Annotated in this window: 15 protein-coding genes; 12 read left to right on the top strand and 3 right to left on the bottom strand. The window is 39.6% G+C overall.

The window, feature by feature from the left end:
* The first annotated feature begins 28 nt into the window (after positions 1–28).
* The gene (locus MHH65_RS16755) at positions 29–2,305 is read left to right on the top strand and encodes a CDP-glycerol glycerophosphotransferase family protein (RefSeq protein ID WP_268412559.1); all 2,277 of its coding nucleotides are present in this window, start codon (positions 29–31) and stop codon (positions 2,303–2,305) included.
* Between the two features lie 108 nt (positions 2,306–2,413).
* Here MHH65_RS16755 and MHH65_RS16750 read toward each other — a convergent pair whose 3' ends face one another.
* Positions 2,414–4,951, bottom strand: a complete 2,538-nt coding sequence (locus MHH65_RS16750) for a glycosyltransferase (RefSeq protein ID WP_268412561.1) — start codon at positions 4,949–4,951, stop codon at positions 2,414–2,416.
* A gap of 292 nt (positions 4,952–5,243) precedes the next feature.
* On the opposite strand from MHH65_RS16750, the gene MHH65_RS16745 reads away from it, so the two are divergent.
* Together MHH65_RS16745 and tagH are read left to right on the top strand one after the other, a co-directional pair.
* On the top strand, positions 5,244–6,071 hold the full coding sequence (locus MHH65_RS16745; RefSeq protein ID WP_034281130.1) for an ABC transporter permease: 828 nt from the start codon (positions 5,244–5,246) through the stop codon (positions 6,069–6,071).
* 19 nt (positions 6,072–6,090) lie between these two features.
* Positions 6,091–7,692 (top strand): teichoic acids export ABC transporter ATP-binding subunit TagH, encoded by a 1,602-nt coding sequence (gene tagH / locus MHH65_RS16740; RefSeq protein ID WP_268412563.1) that lies wholly within the window; start codon positions 6,091–6,093, stop codon positions 7,690–7,692.
* Positions 7,693–7,917: 225 nt separating this feature from the next.
* Here the strand turns inward: tagH and galU are convergent, their stop codons facing one another.
* Positions 7,918–8,799 (bottom strand): UTP--glucose-1-phosphate uridylyltransferase GalU, encoded by an 882-nt coding sequence (gene galU, locus MHH65_RS16735; RefSeq protein ID WP_008343198.1) that lies wholly within the window; start codon positions 8,797–8,799, stop codon positions 7,918–7,920.
* Positions 8,800–9,068: 269 nt separating this feature from the next.
* Between galU and wecB the strand changes: the two genes are divergently transcribed.
* The gene (gene wecB, locus MHH65_RS16730) at positions 9,069–10,208 is read left to right on the top strand and encodes a UDP-N-acetylglucosamine 2-epimerase (non-hydrolyzing) (RefSeq protein ID WP_034623722.1); all 1,140 of its coding nucleotides are present in this window, start codon (positions 9,069–9,071) and stop codon (positions 10,206–10,208) included.
* A 33-nt stretch (positions 10,209–10,241) separates the two neighbouring features.
* Here the strand turns inward: wecB and MHH65_RS16725 are convergent, their stop codons facing one another.
* Positions 10,242–11,162, bottom strand: a complete 921-nt coding sequence (locus MHH65_RS16725) for a LytR family transcriptional regulator (protein WP_024423641.1) — start codon at positions 11,160–11,162, stop codon at positions 10,242–10,244.
* Between the two features lie 182 nt (positions 11,163–11,344).
* Here MHH65_RS16725 and MHH65_RS16720 point away from each other — a divergent pair, with 182 nt between their 5' ends.
* From MHH65_RS16720 to MHH65_RS16685, 8 genes are all read left to right on the top strand, one after another.
* Positions 11,345–11,668 (top strand): hypothetical protein, encoded by a 324-nt coding sequence (locus MHH65_RS16720; RefSeq protein WP_025093953.1) that lies wholly within the window; start codon positions 11,345–11,347, stop codon positions 11,666–11,668.
* A gap of 24 nt (positions 11,669–11,692) precedes the next feature.
* On the top strand, positions 11,693–13,801 hold the full coding sequence (locus MHH65_RS16715) for a SpoIID/LytB domain-containing protein (protein WP_098677698.1): 2,109 nt from the start codon (positions 11,693–11,695) through the stop codon (positions 13,799–13,801).
* Positions 13,802–13,824: 23 nt separating this feature from the next.
* Positions 13,825–15,315: an N-acetylmuramoyl-L-alanine amidase gene (locus MHH65_RS16710; RefSeq protein WP_024423639.1), complete on the top strand. Its 1,491-nt coding sequence runs from the start codon at positions 13,825–13,827 to the stop codon at positions 15,313–15,315.
* Positions 15,316–15,442: 127 nt separating this feature from the next.
* Entirely contained in the window at positions 15,443–16,939 is a 1,497-nt protein-coding gene (locus MHH65_RS16705) for a cell wall-binding repeat-containing protein (protein ID WP_098677697.1), read from the top strand.
* Positions 16,940–17,077: 138 nt separating this feature from the next.
* On the top strand, positions 17,078–17,665 hold the full coding sequence (locus MHH65_RS16700) for a hypothetical protein (RefSeq protein WP_098677696.1): 588 nt from the start codon (positions 17,078–17,080) through the stop codon (positions 17,663–17,665).
* Positions 17,666–17,864: 199 nt separating this feature from the next.
* Positions 17,865–18,524 (top strand): exopolysaccharide biosynthesis polyprenyl glycosylphosphotransferase, encoded by a 660-nt coding sequence (locus MHH65_RS16695; protein WP_024423636.1) that lies wholly within the window; start codon positions 17,865–17,867, stop codon positions 18,522–18,524.
* 18 nt (positions 18,525–18,542) lie between these two features.
* Positions 18,543–19,994: an MOP flippase family protein gene (locus MHH65_RS16690; protein WP_081124908.1), complete on the top strand. Its 1,452-nt coding sequence runs from the start codon at positions 18,543–18,545 to the stop codon at positions 19,992–19,994.
* Complete coding sequence (locus MHH65_RS16685; RefSeq protein ID WP_268412568.1) at positions 19,991–21,175, top strand: glycosyltransferase; 1,185 nt, start codon at positions 19,991–19,993, stop codon at positions 21,173–21,175. The genes MHH65_RS16690 and MHH65_RS16685 overlap by 4 nt, the downstream gene beginning before the upstream one ends.
* Positions 21,176–21,223 lie beyond the last annotated feature (48 nt).

Here is a 21,223-nt window from a genome sequence, read left to right as displayed (position 1 = left end):
ATTTCTGAACAGAGGAGATTAAGGATTAATGATTGAAGAGGGAATTCATAAGAAGAGTGTCGTTGAAGGGTTAAAAAATCACCATGAGAAACTAGAAATGCTGATTCGCATCAACGATGACATGCCATTAACAGATAGAGAATTTTATTTGTTTATGAGGGAGAGAGTTTCGAAACAAGAACTTTTCCTTCCGCTTGTTCATCAAGAAGAGAATCTATTCAAATTGGTATTGAATGAAGCATCGCTGCCGCTTGCGTTAGAGCAAGGCCAGACATATAACTTGTATGTCACGGACTATTTGAGCACAAACAAAGAAGAGGATGAGGACGAGCTTGAGGACTCAGCTTATGATTCTGATTCCGAAGAAGAGGAAGAAGAAGTAAAAGAAGCGGATATCAATACAGATATTGAATCTGAAGAGAAAACGTCAAACTATAAACGCCGTTTAAAAATGGAAATAGAAAAGCCTGAGCTGACCTTTTTAGAAAATAAAGACGCCATGCTGTGTATCATTCCATACCGTACAGACAAAGGAAATGCTTCTTTGAAAATCAAGCGTGAGCTAAAGGTTGTGAAATTCAATCATATCGAGCTCAACAAAGGGTGTATGTTATCTTTATCCGGGTATGCAGGCGTATTAAGTGCAGAACATCCGTATGAGATCAAAGAAGCAAAGCTTCTATTGAAGAAAAATGGTGAAGAACCAATTGAACATCGCTTTCCGGTTAATATCACCCATATAAAAGACGAAGTGATCGAATACCGTGATGATCAACATGTACCACAGCTTTATCAATTTTTAGCAGAAGTCCCTTTAGAGGAATTGACCTATTCATTAAACAAACGCTTTGTATATCGCTTCTATCTTGAATTTATCTGCGATGTAAACGGAGTAGAGGAAACATTAACAACCACTTCTTTAGTGCTTGGAGACCGCTCGAACAAACTCAAAGGACTTGTTCAAATTCATAAACGAAACGATGTACCGATTCGATATGAAGTGTACCGAAAGAAAAAAAGACAAACGCTTGGCATCCGTATTAATGATTACACAATGAAAACACGTGCCAAGTATTACGTCAAAAGCAAGTGGAAGAAATTTAAAAAGAAGATCAGTAAAATCAAAAAAGTCCGTAACCGTCTTGTGACAAGAACGTTTAAAACGACCTTTAAACTGGCGAGTAAGCTGTCTGTGAAAAAGAAAACGGTTGTTTTTGAAAGTTTTAACGGAAAACAATTCAGTTGTAACCCGCGTGGGATTTATGAGTATATGAAGGAACATCACCCTGAATATACGCTGATCTGGAGCGTTAAAAAGGGTCATGAAGCACCGTTTAAGGAAAAAGGCATCTACTATATCAATCGTCTGTCATTGAAATGGATCTTTGCGATGGCAAGAGCTGAGTATTGGGTCGTAAACAGCCGTTTGCCGCTATGGGTTCCAAAGCCAGATCACACAACATACTTGCAGACTTGGCACGGTACGCCGTTAAAACGGCTGGCAATGGACATGGACGAGGTGCATATGCCTGGAACAAACACGAAGAAATACAAAAAGAATTTCACAAAAGAAGCATCGAATTGGGATTATCTCATTTCTCCAAATGCCTACTCGACTGAAATCTTTACACGTGCGTTCCAATTCCAAAAGACCATGATTGAGTCAGGATATCCGAGAAATGACTTCCTTCACAATCAAAACAATGAAGAAACGATGAGAGCACTGAAACAAAAAATGAACCTGCCGCTCGATAAAAAATTGATCTTATACGCACCGACATGGAGAGACGATCAATTTTATAAAAAAGGGCAGTACAAATTTGATTTAGACCTTGATCTGCATGAACTCAGAGCTGCAATCGGAGATGAATATATCATCATTCTGCGTATGCACTATCTAGTTGCTGAAAACTTTGATTTAGGGCCATATGAAGGCTTTGCCTATGACTTCTCTCATTACGAAGACATTAGAGACCTTTATATGATTTCAGATCTGCTCATCACAGATTACTCATCTGTGTTCTTTGATTATGCAAACCTCAAACGTCCGATGCTGTTCTATGTGCCAGACATTGAAACATATCGTGACAAGCTCAGAGGCTTCTACTTCGACTTTGAACAAGAAGCACCTGGACCGCTTGTGAAAGAGACAGCAAGTGTTATTGACTGGATAAGAGAAACAGAACAGCCGACCTTTACACTACCAGAATCATTTGCACCGTTTTATGAGAAATTCTGTTACTTAGAGAGCGGAGAGTCATCGAAGCGGGTGGTTGAAGTAGTTTTTAATTCGCAACGCTTTTAATTGTTTTCTTATAGATAGAAAAACACCTTTGGAAGGTATCAAGTTCAGTACTTGACCATTATCCAAAGGTGTTTTTAAATACATATAATTTATTCTGTATATAAGTGGTTAATTAGTTTTTGTACAGACATTTTTGTAGAAGAGGTCTAGCGCCTCGCTATTATACTTTTCATAATCAAAGGATTTTTGTTCCATACTATTCTGGATAAAATCAGACATACCATTAAATAGCGCAGTTTCATTATTATCAACTAATAATCCATATCCACCCTCTAAGACGGAATGTACTCCAGTTACATCGGTAGCTATAATTGGTTTCTTTAGAATCATTGCTTCCATGAGAACCAAGCCTTGCCCTTCATAATCTGAAGATAAGACAAAACAATCACATTCATCTAGTAAAGAAAATGGATTTTCGAGTTGTCCAACAAAAAACACGCAATGTTCAAGATGTAATTTTTTTGTATGATCCTTTAATTCTTTTTTCAAAGGCCCTTCACCCACAATATACAATACAGCTTTTGGATAATGCTTGTGTAATTGTGAGAAAGCAGAAATTAATTTCTTTTGCCCTTTTTCAGGAGATAATCTTCCTATAGTTATAAAGTTGATATACTCCTTATTTGGAAGTGGAATCCCAGATAGATTAAGACCAATGGATTCGTTTTTATCATTTTGATAAGTAATTAAATATCTCTCATTGTTAAATTCTATAATCTCTTTATTTTCTTTCATTTGAAGTACTTTGTTAGGTGAGATTACATTATTAACAAAAACCATTTTCTCTAAAGCATTAGGAATATAAGGGCTTAAGTTCAAGTGATTTTCTATGTTAGTCGATTCGGCAACTGAAACAATTCTATCGAAGAACTTGTACAGTGAGAAAATTACTTTTAGGTTACCACGATGTTTATATTTGTGATTCACTTTTTTGTTATACTCTTTCATCATGTCAGCATGCAGGAAAATACTTTTGACTTTAAAATCTCCGAATGCGAAAAGAAGAGTCCAAAATTTGTTATATCCTCCAAAATCTATTCCTACATCAAACTTTGTATTACCAATAATTCTCTTTAATTCTCTCTTGTATGAGTTTACTGGAGTGTATTTTAACATTTTGTTATTGTATAAACCACGGCGGAAAATTAGATTCTGTTTATATGTTTCTTTTAATGTTCTATTAACAAAACCTGGTCTATAAATAATATGAACATTAGGATGAAGCTTTTGTATGTTCATCCATTTATCTTTATGATAATTTGAGTTATCAATGACGACAACTTCATATTTGTTGTAATCAATCTGATCAAATAAATTAGTCGCTGAAACGGTTATACCATTATTGTAGAAGCCCCCACAATAAAAAAGTAATTTTTGTTTATTGCTTTCAACCTTGATTAATTCATCTTGATTTTTCCCTTTAAATATTATGTCAATGAGTCGATTAGTAGCATTTCCGTCATCATAAGAGCAGTATTCATCTAAAAACTCTTTGTATTGACTTTCAAACTGTTTATTGAAGTTATTTAAACTGTTTAGTTGGCCTAAGCTGTCAATTAAATCAACTATATTTTCACAGATAGGTCCTGGAAGTTTTGTTATATCTAAATAAAAACCTCTTTCTGATTCATATTCACGTAAGTCAGGCATATAGAAAAAGACAGGTCTTTTTAAAGGTAGGAAATCGAAAAAGATACTTGAATAATCTGTAATCAAAATGTCTATAGCTGATAAAAGTTCATTTGTATCAATCCAGTTTGGAACACAAAGATGTTCAAGACCACTCTGTTTAAAAAATTTATAAGAAAAGTAATGAGATTTTAAAAGTACTAAGTAATCATCACCAAGCGCCTGCTGAATTTTCACCACTTCACTATGCAATGTATAGCAAGTATCCTCTTCGGCCCCTATTGTTCCTCTCCATGTTGGAGCATAAAGTACAATTTTTTTATTAAAAGGTAAGTCTAATCTTTCTTTAACACTTTCACTGTTAGTGTTTAATGTTAAATCTACTCTAGGATAACCGATATTTGCAATTTCCCCGGCAAATATCCCAAATACATCATTTGATTTTAGTAATTTTTCATACGTAAAAGTATTCGGGCTAATAAGGTAATCACAATGAAGCAAATTTCTTTGGATATTTTTATGACCAGACATTGATCTTTTATTAATATCCTTCCCTAAAGTTTTTAAAGGAGTTCCATGCCATGTATTGATATAAACTTGCTCTTCTCTTTTAATAAAGTAAAAAGGAAATGACGTATCATTAACTAAATATTTTGAAGTTGCTAAATATTTTAGATATTCGTTGCTATCAACTTTAACAAAGGAAATATTAGAAGTTTTCTGCTTTAATTCTGCAATCATTGGATCATTGAAATCATTAATGACCCAAACATGATGTAAATCTTTAAAAGTACTATCTTTCATCAAGCCTAGAAAAATTGCGTAACAATTTCCAGAAATACTTTTGCCATGATAAGCTTCATATAGAATATAATTACTTCTAACCGGATTTTTCTCTAAATAGGAGGTGTATTTACTTCTAATACGAAGTCGTGAATCTCTGGAAAACTCAATTAGTGGATTTAAAATAAATTTAATCTTTCTTGTAACGATTTTTTTGAATTGCTTGATTCTCATTAATGTTAAGCCCCTTCATGTAATATATATAATAGGAAAATGATATTTATTTTGGAAATGCAATTATCCTGATAATTATATTCTAATGACAATTATAAAGCAATGATATAATAAGGTAATTAGTAACCTAGAATAGCTGAATATACCAGTGTTTATTTTGATCAAAATTCCCTACTATTTAATATACTCATTCGATTTGAAAAGTGAAATATTTCTCAACATCTGTTACAATTATGAGCGGTGATTTTTTTAAAGAGACAATCCCAAAAACTTATATCTAAGGAAGATTAGAATGAACGCATTGTTTACAATATTAAGAGAGCAAATCAGCTCACTTCCGCTGATTATGCGACTTGCTGTTTATGAAACAAAATCAAAATATCAGATGAATTATTTGGGTGTTTTGTGGCAGTTTTTAAATCCATTAATGCAGATGCTCGCTTACTGGTTTGTTTTTGGTATGGGCATTCGCGGAGGACAGCCAATTGCCATTGGAGACATGGAGGTTCCATTTATCATCTGGATGCTTGCCGGTTTAATCCCTTGGTTCTTCATTAGTCCGACCATTCTTGATGGATCAAACAGTGTGTTTAAACGCATTAATATGGTATCGAAAATGAATTTTCCGATTAGTGCGCTGCCGTCTGTGGTGATTATGTCAAACTTGTTCAGCTACTTTGTTATGATGGGTGTCTATCTGATTGTGCTGATTTCCTATGGCATCTATCCTGACGCGCATTGGCTGCAATATATATACTATCTTATTTGTATGATCGCGTTTATGTTTTCGTTTAGTTTGTTTAATTCCACGATTAGTGTACTTGTGAGAGACTATCAATTTCTTTTACAATCTGTGACACGATTACTTTTCTTTTTGCTGCCGATTTTTTGGAATATCTCAGAGAAGCTCACTGGAGACAAAGCGTGGATTGGGGACATATTAAGACTTAATCCTCTTTTCTACATTATTGATGGTTTCAGAAATAGCTTATTAAAGGGAGAATGGTTCTTCCATGATGTCAAATACACACTTTATTTTTGGCTGATCACGCTTCTTCTTTTAACAGTCGGTTCATTGCTTCATATGAAATTTAGGGATAAATTTGTCGATTTTCTTTAAAAAGTAAGGAGATTATACGATGAAACTAAAGGTTTCGTTTCGAAACGTATCCAAGCAATACGTCCTATATAAAAAACAGTCGGATAAGATTAAAGGGCTGTTTTTACCTAATAAAAATGAAAAAGGTTTCTTTGCTGTTCGTGATGTGTCCTTTGATGTCTATGAAGGCGAGACAATTGGTTTTGTAGGGATTAACGGATCTGGGAAATCGACAATGTCGAACCTTCTAGCGAAAATCATTCCACCAACAAGTGGTGAAATTGATATGGACGGCCAGCCATCGTTAATTGCCATTGCGGCAGGGCTGAACAACCAATTAAGCGGGAAAGACAACATTCGTTTAAAGTGCTTAATGATGGGGCTGACGAATAAAGAGATAGACGAGCTTTATGAAAAAATCGTAGAGTTTGCGGATATTGGTGACTTTATTGACCAGCCGGTTAAGAGCTATTCAAGCGGAATGAAATCACGCCTTGGCTTTGCCATTTCAGCGCATATCGATCCAGATATCCTGATTATTGATGAAGCACTGTCTGTTGGAGACCAAACCTTCTATCAAAAATGTGTTGACCGCATAACAGAGTTCAAGGAACAAGGAAAGACGATCTTTTTTGTCAGTCACTCCATTAGCCAAATTCAAAAAATCTGTGATCGGGTAGCTTGGATGCATTATGGTGAACTTCGCATGTTTGATGATACGAAAAAGGTCGTGAAGGAATATAAGGAGTTTGTTGATTGGTTTAACAAGCTTTCCAAGAAAGAGAAACAAAAATACCAAATGGAACATAAAGAAGGTAGAAAAGGCGTACAAAAGACAGAGAAGGTGTCTCGTTATCAAGAGAACGGAAACCGCCGCTCATTGTTAGGACCCGCATTTCAAGTGACAGTTTTAGCGGTCTTAACGCTATTGCTAGCCTTATCGATGTTTTCAGATCGCCCGCTTCGTACATTGGCGACATTTGGTGCAATCCCATCAGATAAGACAGAAGCGCCTCAGTCGAAGAACCCGCAGACCAAAGGATCGCCTGATATGAAAAAGGTGGATCAACAGGCGATTGTCACGGCTGATCCACTCAAGGTTTACAAAGACAAAGCCATGAAAAAAAAGGCCGATGTCACTTTGCCATTTGGACAAGAAGTACAGGCTGTGGCTGAAAATAAACAAACCGTTCAAATTAAAACAGCGTCAGAAACGTATTTTGTCAAACCCGATGCGCTTCAAAATGCAGAGGATTTAAAGTCATTATCCATTGGACCAGGACAGTTTAATTCCTATGTATCGCCTGCATCGGCAGGTTCGTATGAGTATTTACTTTCTTTCCTTGGAAAAGAAGAATCTGTGCTGAAACAGAGAATGCAGACGCTGACTTCAGTGAAAAATGATCAAGGAGATACGATTGAACGATTGACCACAGAGAAAACCGACTATGTCATTCAAAATGGTCAGGCAAACACGATTGTGTTTCGCGACATTATGCCAATCTCTCCTTCCACACTTGGGCTGACAGAACAAAATGTCTGGATGAATGAGAAACGAACAAAGTTCGCAGTGAAGGGCGAAAACAACCTGTTTGTCATTGATAATGAACAGCATACACTGACTATTTCAGTCATTAAATAAAAAAGCTGCCGATGCCGGCAGCTTTCAGCGTGTAGACAAACCCTCGCATTCGGTGTCAGGTCTGCGCTCCGGTGCTCACGAATGTCCAATTCGCTCCGCTCCGGTACTCGCCCTTCCTAGACTGCAAAGGTTTTCTATCACGCTGAAAAGAAGACAAAGGGCTAAAATCAAGATCATTTTAGCCCTTTGTCAACAATCTGAAAGCTGCCGATGATGGCAGCTTTTTTAATTCACTTCTTCTTTTTCGAGAAGCTGTTTCATAAATGGAATGAGTTTCTTTTTCAATTCTTCATCCTGAAGAGCAAACTCAAGCGTCGTTTCAATGAAGCCTTGCTTCTCGCCGACATCATATCGTTTTCCTTCAAAATCATAGGCGAAGACGCGCTGGATGTCATTTAGCTTTTGAATGGCATCTGTCAGTTGTATTTCTCCGCCTGCACCAATCTCTTGCTGATCGAGGTACATAAAGATCTCTGGCGTGAAAATATAGCGCCCTAAGATGGCTAGGTTCGATGGTGCTGTTCCTTGCGGCGGCTTTTCAACAAAGTTTTTGACTTGGTAGCGGCGTCCTTCTTGTGTAAGAGGATCAATGATCCCGTAGCGATGCGTATCGCTGTCTGCTACTTGCTGAACACCGATGACAGATGAAAGGGTTTTTTCGTATTCATCCATCAGCTGGCGAAGCCCAGGCGTTTCGGCTTGCACAATGTCATCACCTAATAAAACAGCAAAAGGCTCATCGCCAATAAAGTTACGTGCGCACCAAACGGCGTGTCCAAGTCCTTTCGGCTCTTTTTGACGTATGTAATGAATGTCAGCAATGTTAGAGGATTTTCTCACTTTTTCTAAAAGCTCGCTCTTTCCCTTTTCCTCAAGATTGCGCTCCAGCTCTGGTGCAAAATCAAAATGATCCTCAATGGCTCTTTTCCCTTTTCCAGTGACGATAATAATGTCTTCAATTCCTGATTCAACAGCTTCTTCAATAATATATTGAATGGTTGGTTTATCAACGATTGGGAGCATTTCTTTAGGCATCGCTTTTGTTGCAGGGAGGAAACGTGTCCCAAGACCTGCAGCTGGTATAATGGCTTTACGTACTTTTTTCAATGAACTTTGCACCTTCCTTACATATAGAAAAAATGATTTGGCTTCATTTTTCATCTTTCATAAAGTGTAACTTACAAATGATAGAAATGACAAATGATTTACGATAAATGCATGATTTGATTCATTATCTATTCTAAAGAGTTTGTGTAAATTTTTATGTTGAAAAGAGTAAAGGCGATGTAAAAATTGAAAATAGAATGATTAGGATTCGTTCCTATTCTTTTGTATAATACACTTATGATAAATGAGAAGGAAAGAGGCATCGACTATTGAAAACATTACATGTAATGACTGTATTCGGGACGAGGCCTGAAGCGATTAAAATGGCACCCCTTGTCCTTGAGTTGAAAAAACATCCGCAAATCAAATCCTCAGTCACTGTGACTGCACAGCATCGGCAAATGCTTGATCAAGTGTTGAAAGCCTTTAACATTCGTCCGGATCATGATTTAAATATTATGAAAGAACGTCAGACATTATCTGAAATCACATCAAATGCACTCTTGAAACTAGATCAACTATTCCGAGAGGAAAAACCTGATATTGTCCTTGTTCATGGAGACACAACAACAACCTTTGCAGGAAGCTTGGCCGCATTCTACCACCAAATTTCGGTTGGTCACGTTGAAGCGGGTTTAAGAACACACAATAAATACTCGCCGTTCCCTGAAGAATTGAACCGACAAATGACAGGCACTATTGCTGATATTCATTTTGCTCCCACAAATGAGGCAAAGCAGAATCTTTTAATTGAAAATAAAAAAGAAGAGACGATTTGTGTGACGGGGAATACTGCGATTGATGCGTTGCAAACAACGGTTACAGAACAGTATGAGCACCCTATTTTAGAGAAAATAGGCACAGATAAAATGATTTTGTTAACGGCTCATCGCAGAGAAAATCTCGGCCAGCCGATGAAAAACATGTTTAGAGCGATTAGACGTATTGTAGAAGAGTTTGAAGATGTTCAGGTTGTATATCCTGTACATTTAAACCCTGCTGTTCGTGATGCGGCTCAAACAGAATTCAGTGATCTTGATCGTGTGCACTTAATTGAGCCGCTTGAAGTCGTTGATTTCCATAACTTCGCTGCTGCCTCACACTTTATATTAACGGATTCTGGTGGTGTCCAAGAGGAGGCGCCTTCTCTAGGGAAGCCAGTATTAGTTCTGCGAGATACAACAGAACGCCCTGAAGGTGTGAAAGCTGGCACGCTTAAGCTCGCGGGTACAGATGAAGAGACCATTTACAACATGGCAAAACAGCTGTTAGTCGATCAGAAAGAGTACGACAACATGTCGAAGGCGTCTAATCCATATGGTGATGGACAAGCGTCAAAACGAATTGTCGAAGAGCTTCTCCATCGTTTTGGATTAAGTGAAGAAAAACCAGTTCCATTTCAATCATAAAAAAAGAAGACTACATTTCTGTAGTCTTCTTTTTTACTGCTCCAAACTTTCCTTCAATTCCTTCTTCACATTCGCAAGACTGCTGTCATCAAGCTGGTAGTAATAAATGTTATTGATACGTGTGCCTGATCCTTTCAACTCGTGCTGCTTCACATGCTGTCTTGCATCACGATAATCATTCATCATCGTCCACATATCATCAAATGACATGTTTGTCTTCATATTATTTTCTACGACTTTGAACATATCGCCGAATTTCGTAATAGATGAAATGTTGGCACCTTTTGCAATGATGCCTTCAATGACCTGACGCTGTCTTTGCTGACGTCCGAAGTCACCCTTTGGATCTTGCTTTCTCATTCTCGTATAGGCAAGGGCTTGATCCCCATTCAGGTTAATTTCGCCTGTACCAAATGAATGGCCGTCATAACTAAATGCAAACGTGCTATTTACTGTAATGCCGCCAAGTGTATCAACAATATCCTTGAAGCTTTCCATGTTCACTTTGACAAAGTAATCAACAGGTACATCAAGCAGTTCCTCTACAGTATCTGCTGCCATTTGTGTACCGCCGAATGCATAGGAGTGGTTGATTTTATCCATTGTGCCTTTTCCGACAATCTTCGTATACGTATCACGCGGGATGCTCACCATCTCGGTCGTTTTCGTTTTGGGATTTACTGTCATGTATATTAATGTATCTGCACGGCCTCGGTCATTTTTTCGTTCATCGACACCCATGACTAAAATAGAAATCGGGTCTTTCTTACTTAAATCGACATCTTTGTCACGCTTATCTGACTTCTTTAAATTCTCCTGAATGCCTGCGACGGTCGATGCTGCTGTGTTCCAAAGATGATATGCGTACCCGCCAGTTGCTAATACGAATAAGCCAATAATCGATAAAACAATCCAAAGAACCTTTTTCTTCTTTCTTTTTCTTTCAGCTCTCATAATGTCCCTCACCTTTTCTATGATTCTTCCATGATTATAGGTTTACGAATCTTGATAAACAAGTTATTTTTTTACTCTGAACCTAGATATAGACGTTGTAACAAAAAAAAGGTTTCAAAAAACCTTAAATTTACCTTAAAATAATAACTTATAAGACGATACAAAGACATGAGGTGAAAAAAATGAAGAAAATCGTCGTTTTACCGTTCTTAATACTGCTACTAGGTATCGTGCTCACAGCATGTGGAACGGCTGAGCAGTCCTCAGGAGAAAACAAGACAAGCAGTTCAACTCCTCAGGTACTGGAAGAGAAAGCTGAATTTATTGGAATGGCTGATGCACATACAGTCGAAGTGAAAAAAGTGAATACGACCCTAAGCTATGAATTTACGGAAAATTTTAAAGATGTGTTAAATGAATTTAAACCAGGAGACACAGTAGAAATCTCTTACTTTATTAATGACAATGGTCAAAAGGAAATCCAGAAGATTGAAAAACAGAAGTAAAAAAGATGGGCGGGATGAACAAAATTGAAGAAAACAGGCGTTACACTAATCGTTCTCATGATACTGACTCTACTAGTTGCACCCTTTCAGTCTGCCATGGCAAGCTCGGCAATTTCAGTGAAATTGTCTAATTATATCGGAAACAAAACAAGCATGGATATCTCAACAACTGGGGAATACAAGCTATCAGGATCAAATGTTGCTGTGACGAAAAGATATGACGGCAAAAATAGATACGAAGTAGCCAACAGCATCGCATCTGCTGGCTGGAAAAATCCATCAACTGTTGTCATTGTCAGTCGTGATGCATTTGATCATGCAATTTCTGTATCACCGTTAGCATACAAACTGGGCGCACCTATTTTGTATACGAATATTGAAAAACTGACGAAAACAACAGAAAACCAGCTCAAGAAAATGAAGCCGGATAACATTCTGATTGTCGGAAATACGAAAAGCATTTCAACAGCTGCTGAGAAGTCTATTAAAAAGTATGGCAAAGTCAGACGTATTAGTGGAAAAGATAAGTTTGAAATCTCCCAAAAAATCGCTAAAGAAATGGGTAACTATAAGCAAGCTGTCGTTGTCGGCGGGAACTCATTTATGAATGGGATTGCCATTGCATCCTACGCATCGAGAAAGGGATACCCTATCCTGTTAACAAAAAAAGATTCCATTCCGTCTTATAGAATGCCAAGTAAAGTGATCATCATCGGCAGTACGAAAAGTACTGGACAAAAAGTTGAAAATCAAATCAAAAAAACCTCACAGGTGACAAGAATCAGCGGTGCCAATCGCTATGAATTATCTGTGAATATTATAAAGAAATTAAATATTAATGCAGATAAAGTTTATTTGGCAAAAGCCTCTAGCTATATTTATGCGATGCCGCTGTCTCAATTGGCTGCAAAATCTAACAGTACGGTTGTGTATGTAAAGCCCGATTCTGTCACAGCGTCTTTAAAAGCACTGCTGAAGGAAAAAGGTACATATGCTTATCATCTTGCTGGCAGCACAAGTGCAATTAAAGATAGCTTGAAAAACTCATTAGCCAAACAAGTCTATCTGAAAAAAAATCAAAACTACCAATTGAATATTTCTAACGGAAAAATTTCATTAAAAGGCATAAAGACGTATAACACAGTAAGAGTTGTTCCTGAGAAATATTCAACAAAAAATGTCCTTCAAATTGCAGGAAAGCCGTATTTAGGCAGCGTAAACTTTGCAATTGAATCAGGGTATATCAGGCCGACTCTCGAAAATATTCCATTTGAAGACTATTTAAAAGGTGTAGTGCCAAATGAAATGCCTGCAAGCTGGAATGTCGAAGCGTTAAAAGCACAGGCGGTTGCTGCTAGAACGTATTCGGTGAAAAGTATTGGAAAAGTCGTCCCTGATACAACAGCCTTCCAAGTATATGGAGGATATAACTGGTATACAAATTCGACAAAAGCTGTCGATGCCACAAAAGGAAAGGTTCTGAAATATAACAATCAGCTCATTTCAGCAACCTATTACTCTAGCAACGGCGGTTATACAGAGGCAAGTGAAGAAGTATGGGGAAGTGCACTGCCATACTTAGTGGCTAAAAAGGATCCAAAAGATCCAGTCAATCCATGGACACTGAAACTCTCTAAAAAACAGCTAGGCACGACATGGACTGCTAGCACAGCAGCTTCTCAATGGTCTAAAGCAAAAGAGACAAATGCAGCTGACCTTGCCGGCTTGAAATCATGGCTGCTCAAAAACAAAGAAACTGCTGCATCTGATATGAAAATCGCATCGATCTCAAGCCTGACGTTCTCAGGGAAAACAAAAGGACAGCGTGCGAAGACGGTATCGATCAAACTGACATACCATCTGAAAAACAAAACAGGCACATATTCGGTAAACAAAAGCACAACGGCAAGTATGAAGATGACCGAGTTTCGATCAGTCATGGGCGCAACAAAGGTGAAAAGCACGTTTGCGTCAGTCAAAAACAACACAAATGACTTCACGATTTCAGGAAAAGGATATGGCCACGGCATTGGTATGAGCCAATACGGAGCCAAAGCGAGAGCAGAATCTGGAAACTCATATTCTTCCATACTCTCGTTCTACTATCCAGGTACAAAACTAACAAACTATTAAAGGGTAAAAGGAGGACATAGAAGATGCGCTCAATGATGAAAACAGCCATCCTCAGCCTCATCGCCATTTTCGTTATCGTTCCAACAGCATTGGCAGACAATTCAGTCTCAAGAATTGATGGCGGGAGCAGATATGCTGTAGCGGCAAACGTAGCGAAAAAAGGATGGGGAACTGCAAGTACAGTCGTTTTAGTTGGGAAAACTGCGTATGCAGATGCAACAGCAGGAATTCCACTTGCATATCAAAAAAATGGACCAGTTCTTTACACAAACAGTAAAAGCCTTTCGGGTGATACAAAGAAAGCCTTAACTTCATTAAAAACAAAGACGGTGATCGTTTTAGGCAGCACATCAAGTGTGTCAAACAACGTGGTCAACCAAGTGAAGAAAATGGGCATCTCCACACAGCGTATTTCAGGAAAAAACCGATATGAGCTATCTGCCAATATCGCGAAAAAAATGAAAAAGCCAGCAGGCGTCGTTGTCGTTGAGGGTTCTTTCTATGCACATGGGATTGCGATTGCACCTGTAGCAGCTCAAAAAGGATTCCCAATTCTATATACAGATAAAAAGGGACTTCGTTCTGAAATCGCTTCTGTTGCAAAAGCAAGCAATGTGAAACAAACCATTGTAGTCGGCGGAGAGAATTACGTCACAAAAGCAGCTTATAACCAATTGAAATCACCAACACGGATCAAAGGCTCGACTCGTTATGATGTCGCGGCAAATATTGTGAAAAAGTACAATATGAGTGTCAATAATACCTATGTAGGAAGAGGATTTGGTTATGCCACTTCATCTTCTGCTGCAGGCATTGCAGCAAAGCAAAACAAAGCATTGCTTCTAACGAATGAAAAGACACTGCCAAAAGTAACAAGAGCAACAGTGAGCAGCAAGAAAATCACCAAATTTACTGTCGTAGGCAGTACAAATACAGTGACACCAACTGTTGTGAACCAGCTGAAAAACCCAGCTGTTGGGAAAAAAGTATTCATTGACCCAGGTCATGGTGCGCATGATTCAGGAGCTGTAGGATACGGATTATATGAAAAGAATTTGAATTTAGATGTAGCAAAGCGTTTAAATACGAAATTAAACAACGCTGGTGCACTTGTGACCATGTCAAGAACATCAGACACATTTGATAGTCTTCAAACACGAGTAAGCAAAGGTGCGTCAGCAAATGCAGATATCTTTATCAGTGTCCATGCGAACTCAAACGATAACAGCAGTGCAAATGGAACAGAAACGTATTATGACAAAACCTATGCGGCTGCAAACAGCCTGAAGCTGGCGCAAAACATCCAGCCTAAAATGGTCAGCGCATTAGGTACAAGAGACCGTGGTGTGAAAACAGCTGGCTTCTACGTCATTAAATATTCTAAGATGCCGAGCGTTCTTTTGGAAACTGGTTTTGTTTCCAGTCCAGTAGATTCAAACATCTTGAAATCTGCTACGTATAAAGATCGATTAGCGTCAGGCATTTCAAGCGGTGTGTCAGGTTATTTTAGATAAGAAAACACAAACCTGAGGGGTGCCTCAGATACTCCTCTTAGGCTGCTCGAGAACGTACTCGGCAGCCTTTTTTCAAAAGTCGATGAAGCATCTTTGGTGAAGGGTTCAAACCAAGGAGGTTGACTTCATGCGTTTTGATATCAAATGTATGTTACTGATTGCTATTTCACTATGTTTATATACACCATCCGTTTTTGCGCAGCACACTGTATCGAGGATAGAAGGAAGCAATCGATATGAGGTGGCTGTAAATGCCGCGAAAAGGGGCTGGCAGGAAGCGCCTGCCGTTGTTCTTGTGGGCGGTGATGCTTATGCAGATGCCCTGAGTGCTGTGCCTTATGCTTACCAGCAAAGGGCCCCAGTCCTGTTAACGAATGCTGGCAGCCTTTCAGGTGCTGTAAAGGCAGGACTGCAGCAGCTGAAAACGAAGCGGGTAACGATTCTTGGCGGGACTGCAAGTATTTCTGAAAACGTCGTGAAGCAGCTAAAAGCAATGAATCTATCTGTTTCCCGTATTCAAGGAAAGAACCGCTATGAATTGGCGGCAAATGTGGCAAAGCACATGAAGAGTGCTAGTGCGGCAGTCGTCGTCAATGGTTCTGCTTATGCTGATGCTGTCGCGATTGCTCCATACGCTGTTAAACAAGGCTATCCCATTTTATTAACAGATGCGAAAGGACTGCGCGAGGAAACAGCCAATCTATTAAAAAACAAAGCAGTCAAGCGGACCATTGTGATTGGCGGAGAAGCAAGTGTCAATAAAACGGCTTTTCAAAAGCTTCGATCACCAGTCAGAATAAGCGGAGCCAATCGGTATGAGGTGGCTGCCCAAATTGCTAAAACGTATCCAATGAAGACAAGCCAAACATTTATAAGTTATGGGTATGCCTATGCAGATGCAGCCGCTGCGGCAAGTATAGCAGCGAAACAGGGCCAAACCCTTCTTCTTACAGACACTCAAACGGTGCCGGATGCTATCAGAAAAGTCATCGGAGCCAAACAGATGTCAGCTTTTTCTGTTGTAGGCGGAACATCAACCGTTCAAACGAATGTCATCACGCAGTTGAAAAATGCGGTGTTAGGTGAAACGATTTTTATTGATCCAGGTCATGGTGCGCAGGATGCTGGAGCGGTAGGGAATGGGCTGCTTGAAAAGAACATCAATTTAGAAGTAGCATTAAAGCTGCGGTCAAGGCTTCACCAAGCGGGTGCCCTTATTGTCATGTCGAGAACTTCTGATACATTTGACTCCTTGCAGACACGTGTCAGTAAAGGAGCCCAGGCAAGTGCTGATATATTCATCAGTATCCACGCCAACGCAAATGATAACAACGGTGCGAATGGAACAGAGACGTATTATGATACGACATATGCAGCTGCTAATAGTATCAAACTGGCACAAAAGGTTCAGCCCCGGATGGTCAGTGCCCTTGGAACAAAAGATCGCGGAGTGAAAACAGCAGGGTTCTACGTCATCAAATATTCTAGAATGCCGAGTATTTTGCTAGAAACCGGCTTTGTAACAAGTCCAATCGATGCGAGTATTTTAAAATCTACCACTGCAAAGGATCGGCTGGCTTCTGGAATTACAACTGGTGTGTCCAATTACTTTGACGCAAAATGAACCGATAAAAGAAGTGTCAAGTTAAAAATACATTTCATTTTTGGTTATGTTTGTTATAATTGAAACATAGAAGGTGAATGGTTTACACATAAATCTTCAAACGACAGCAAACCGACAAATCATGAAGAGGTGACGATTTTGAAAAAATTAATCACAATGCCGTTTCTAGTATTGCTTCTAGGTGTATTGCTCACAGCGTGCGGCACAACAAATCAATCAAGCGATAACAAAAAAGAAGACAGCAAAAAAGAAACAACCGAAGCAGCCGATCAAAATAAAGATAAGGCTGCAGACGAAAAATCAGAAGATCAATCATCAAAAAATGAAAAATCAGATGATCAAAGCAAAGAAACAGCTGCTCAAACAGAAGAGCCAGCAAGTCAATCTGATGAAGAGGCAAAAGACAGCTCAAGCAAAGAAATCACAAAAGAAGAACCTGCTAAAGACCAATCAAAAGCTGACTCAAAAGGTGAATCTAAAACAAAGAAAGAATCAACAACTAGTAAGAAAAATGAAGTCACCAAAGAAGGCACATATGTCGGTTTGGCTGATGGACATACAATTGCTGTCAACATTGATGGAAAAGAAGTAGCTATTCAATTCGGAAATACATTTTCTAAACAAGTGAACAGCTTAAAAGAAGAATCAAAAGTAAAAGTAACCTATACAAAAGATGCAAACGGAACACTTCGATTAAAAACGATCGAATCTGTAAAAGCAAAATAAAGAAAAGACCCGGAGACCCGTAGAATTGCGGGTCTTTTTTACGTTCAAAAGGGCATAACTTGATATAAGTGCACATTCTTAACACAGTTTTACAAGACTTAACAGCGCATTTACATTTGCTTAATGTTGCTCTGCTAAACTGACTTTCATAGAACATCTCTTTACACAACAACTACTTTGAATGGTGAGGTGCAGGTCAGTGAGTGCAGAGAAAGCGATGAATCTTTACAGAGAATATGAAGTGAGACGAAATCACTCTTTTGCCTTAACAGAACATATGGTTCGTTATTTATTTGCAAAACGTTTCATAGATTTAATGTTCTCGTTCATCGGATTGATGTTGAGTACGCCAATCATTTTGCTGTTTGCTCTTTTGATTAAGCTGGAAACACCAGGGCCAGCCTTTTATATGCAGGAAAGGGTCGGGAAAGACGGTGTTTACTTTAAGTTATGGAAGCTCAGATCGATGAGAATTGACGCAGAAAGCGGAGGAGCGAAATGGGCGCAAAAAAATGACCCGCGTATCACCAAAGTGGGGGCATTCATCCGTAAAACAAGAATTGATGAACTTCCGCAATTTATCAACGTGTTAAAAGGAGAAATGAGTATCGTAGGTCCTCGTCCAGAAAGACCGATGTTTACCGCAGAATTTAATCGGACGATTCCAGGCTTCACAAAAAGATTGGCGGTAAAGCCGGGGCTGACAGGTCTTGCTCAAGTAAATGGCGGATATGAAATGAGTCCAAGTGAAAAATTAACACACGACTTACAGTATATTCAAAACTTGACATTTTCTCTCGACACGAAGATTATGGTAAAAACGTTAAAAGTCATCATGACTGGTGACGGAGCCAGATAAGTAAAGTAGGGAAGAGAAATGGCAAGTATGAAAAAACGCATGCTAGGCGGGGCAAAATGGACAAGCTTGTCCGCATTGATCATCACCATCATCCAAATTGCACAGTTCGCCTTTTTAGGGAACGTGATGTCACTCAAGGAGTTTGGACTCGTTGGTATGATCACAACTGTCACAATATTTACGCAGATTTTACTAGATCTAGGAATTGGGGCAGCAATCATTCAAAAGGAACAAACGACAGAACGTCAATTATCTACATTATATTGGATTAACCTGCTCACAGGGATTATCTTGTTTTGTCTGCTCATTCTGCTAAGCCCAATGATAGCCGCTTTTTATAACCGGCCAGAGCTAGAAGGTCTGCTCAAGCTATTATCGATCATGTTTCTGATCGCACCGATTGGCCAGCAGTACCAGTATATGATGCAAAAAGACTTAGCCTTTAAAACATTAAGCACCATTGAAACCATTGCAACCATCATATCGCTGCTCGTTTTACTCGTTTTCGCCTTCTTCATGAATCCGATTATCGCCTATGTCATTTCTCAAGTGCTGCTGCAATCAGGAAAAGGTCTCATGTATGCAGCGGCTTATTGGAAGAAGTGGCGTCCAGCACCTGTTTTTGCATTAGGAGAGGTGAAGGAATTTTTCTCATTCGGTGCATTCCAGCTCGCATCCAGACTGGTCAACCGAGCAGGATCGAATATCGACATGATTTTAATCGGCCGGTTTCTTGGAGCGGAAGCGTTAGGTATTTACAGCTTGGCGTATCAAATTGTAACAATACCCGTGCTGAAGATAAATCCGATTGTGACGAGAGTGGCTTTCCCAGTTTTCGCAAAAAGTCAGCGGGATCACTCCATGCTGCGAGAGGGCTTCCTAAGTATGACGAATATGCTCGCATTGGTTAGTTTTCCATTATTAATCGGCCTTGCTGCCGTATCAGACAGCTTTATTGAAGTCGTGTTTGGAGAGAAATGGCTAGTAGCGGTTCCGGTTCTAAATATATTGTGCATTGTCGGCCTGCTGCGTGTGCTGATGAATCCAAACGGTTCAATACTTCTTGCAAAAGGGAGAGCGGACTTAGCCTTTTATTGGGATACGGGGATGCTTATCGTATATGGCTGCGCATTATATGCAGGTGTCACTACAGGCAGTCTGCTCACAGTAGCTTGGATCTACTCAGGTGTCAGCCTGCTCAACTTTATTGTCGGCAGATGGCTCATGGCATATGTCATTCAGCTTGATATGAAGGTGTATTTAAAATCACTTGGAAAACCTGCTGTCATGACGCTGCTCATGGCTGTCTGTGCGGTAGCTTTACATCAAGGGATGAAGCTGACGACAGCAGATATTTCACTTCAATTACTACTGACTGTTTGTGTCAGTGCTGCATTGTATGGCTTGCTGCTCATCAAAATGTATCCGCAGGCTGCAGGCAAATTATTGAGAAGAGGTCGTTCGTCATGAAGGTGCTATGGCTGACAAGTGTATATCCTAGTGAAAAACATCCGAGTGAGGGCGTGTTTCATGAAACGCAAGTGCAGGAGCTGCTCAAACAAGGAATAGAAGTGACTGTCATTTGCCCAAATCCAGTGAATCCGCCGGTTTTACGGATGCTGAAGGCATCCTATCGGCAGAAAAGGGATCTGCCTGAACAGGAAGTGAGAAGCGGAGTGACGGTTTACAGACCGCCTTATCCAGCGCTCCCAGGACAGCTGAAATGGGCGCAGCCGAGTAAACGAATAGCGGCTTCCGTTCTCAGAGCAATGCAGCGTCATCAGCTGTCACCAGATTTTATCCATGCGCACTTTGCCATGCCGTCTGGCGGAGCGGCGGCTGTTATTCAGAAAGAAACGAAAATCCCTTATCTTCTGACCTTGCACGGCAGTGATGTGAACGTATATCCGAACTATAGCAAAGGGGCGAAGGCAGCCTTTGAAACGGCGGTGAGGCAGGCATCTGCTGTTCTGACAGTGAGTGAGGAGCTGGCTAAAAAGACAAATGAGATGACGAAGGTAGAAGCAAAATGGCTTCCGCTTGGTATTCCGCTCCGATCATTTTCCAGAACGGAAGAAGGTCAAGAAGGCATCAGAAAGCACTTAGGTTTACCGCTTCAAGATAAGCTCGTTGTTTTCGTCGGGCGTTTAGTGAAAGAGAAGGGCTTGCTTGAATTAGCTGATGCTGTCAGCAGCATGGATGGAGTGAAAGCAGTCTTTGTTGGAAAAGGCCCCCTTGCAAACGAACTCAAGGATCGGGCGGGGGCATCTATTATACTCCCAGGGCAGGTGCCGAATGAGCAGGTGAGAGACTACTTAATGGCAGCTGATCTGTTTGCACTCCCTTCCTACAGTGAAGGAATGCCAACCGTCGTTCTAGAAGCGCTCGCTTTAAAAGTACCTGTCATTGCAACCCGGGTTGGTGGTCTCCCATCCTTATTTTCAACCTATCAACACCTGCTCGTTGAACCGCGTTCGACGCGTCAGCTGAAAGAGGCGATTCACGCCTGCCTTTATGAAAACAGATGGAATGAAGAAGTGAAGAACGATCTTCATGAAATGGTTCATACAGAATTTTCATCAGAACATAATGCGAAACATCTCATTCAGCAATATGAGAAGGTGTTCAATCAATCAACATCCATCGTTTAAACAAGATGAAATGTGCAAAGAATGATAGATAGATAAACAGCTTGGAAC

Origin of the sequence: Bacillus sp. FSL L8-0654 (assembly GCF_038629965.1) — a bacterium.
Classification (GTDB): domain Bacteria; phylum Bacillota; class Bacilli; order Bacillales; family Bacillaceae; genus Bacillus; species Bacillus safensis.
This window is presented reverse-complemented; position numbering and strand designations above follow the sequence as displayed.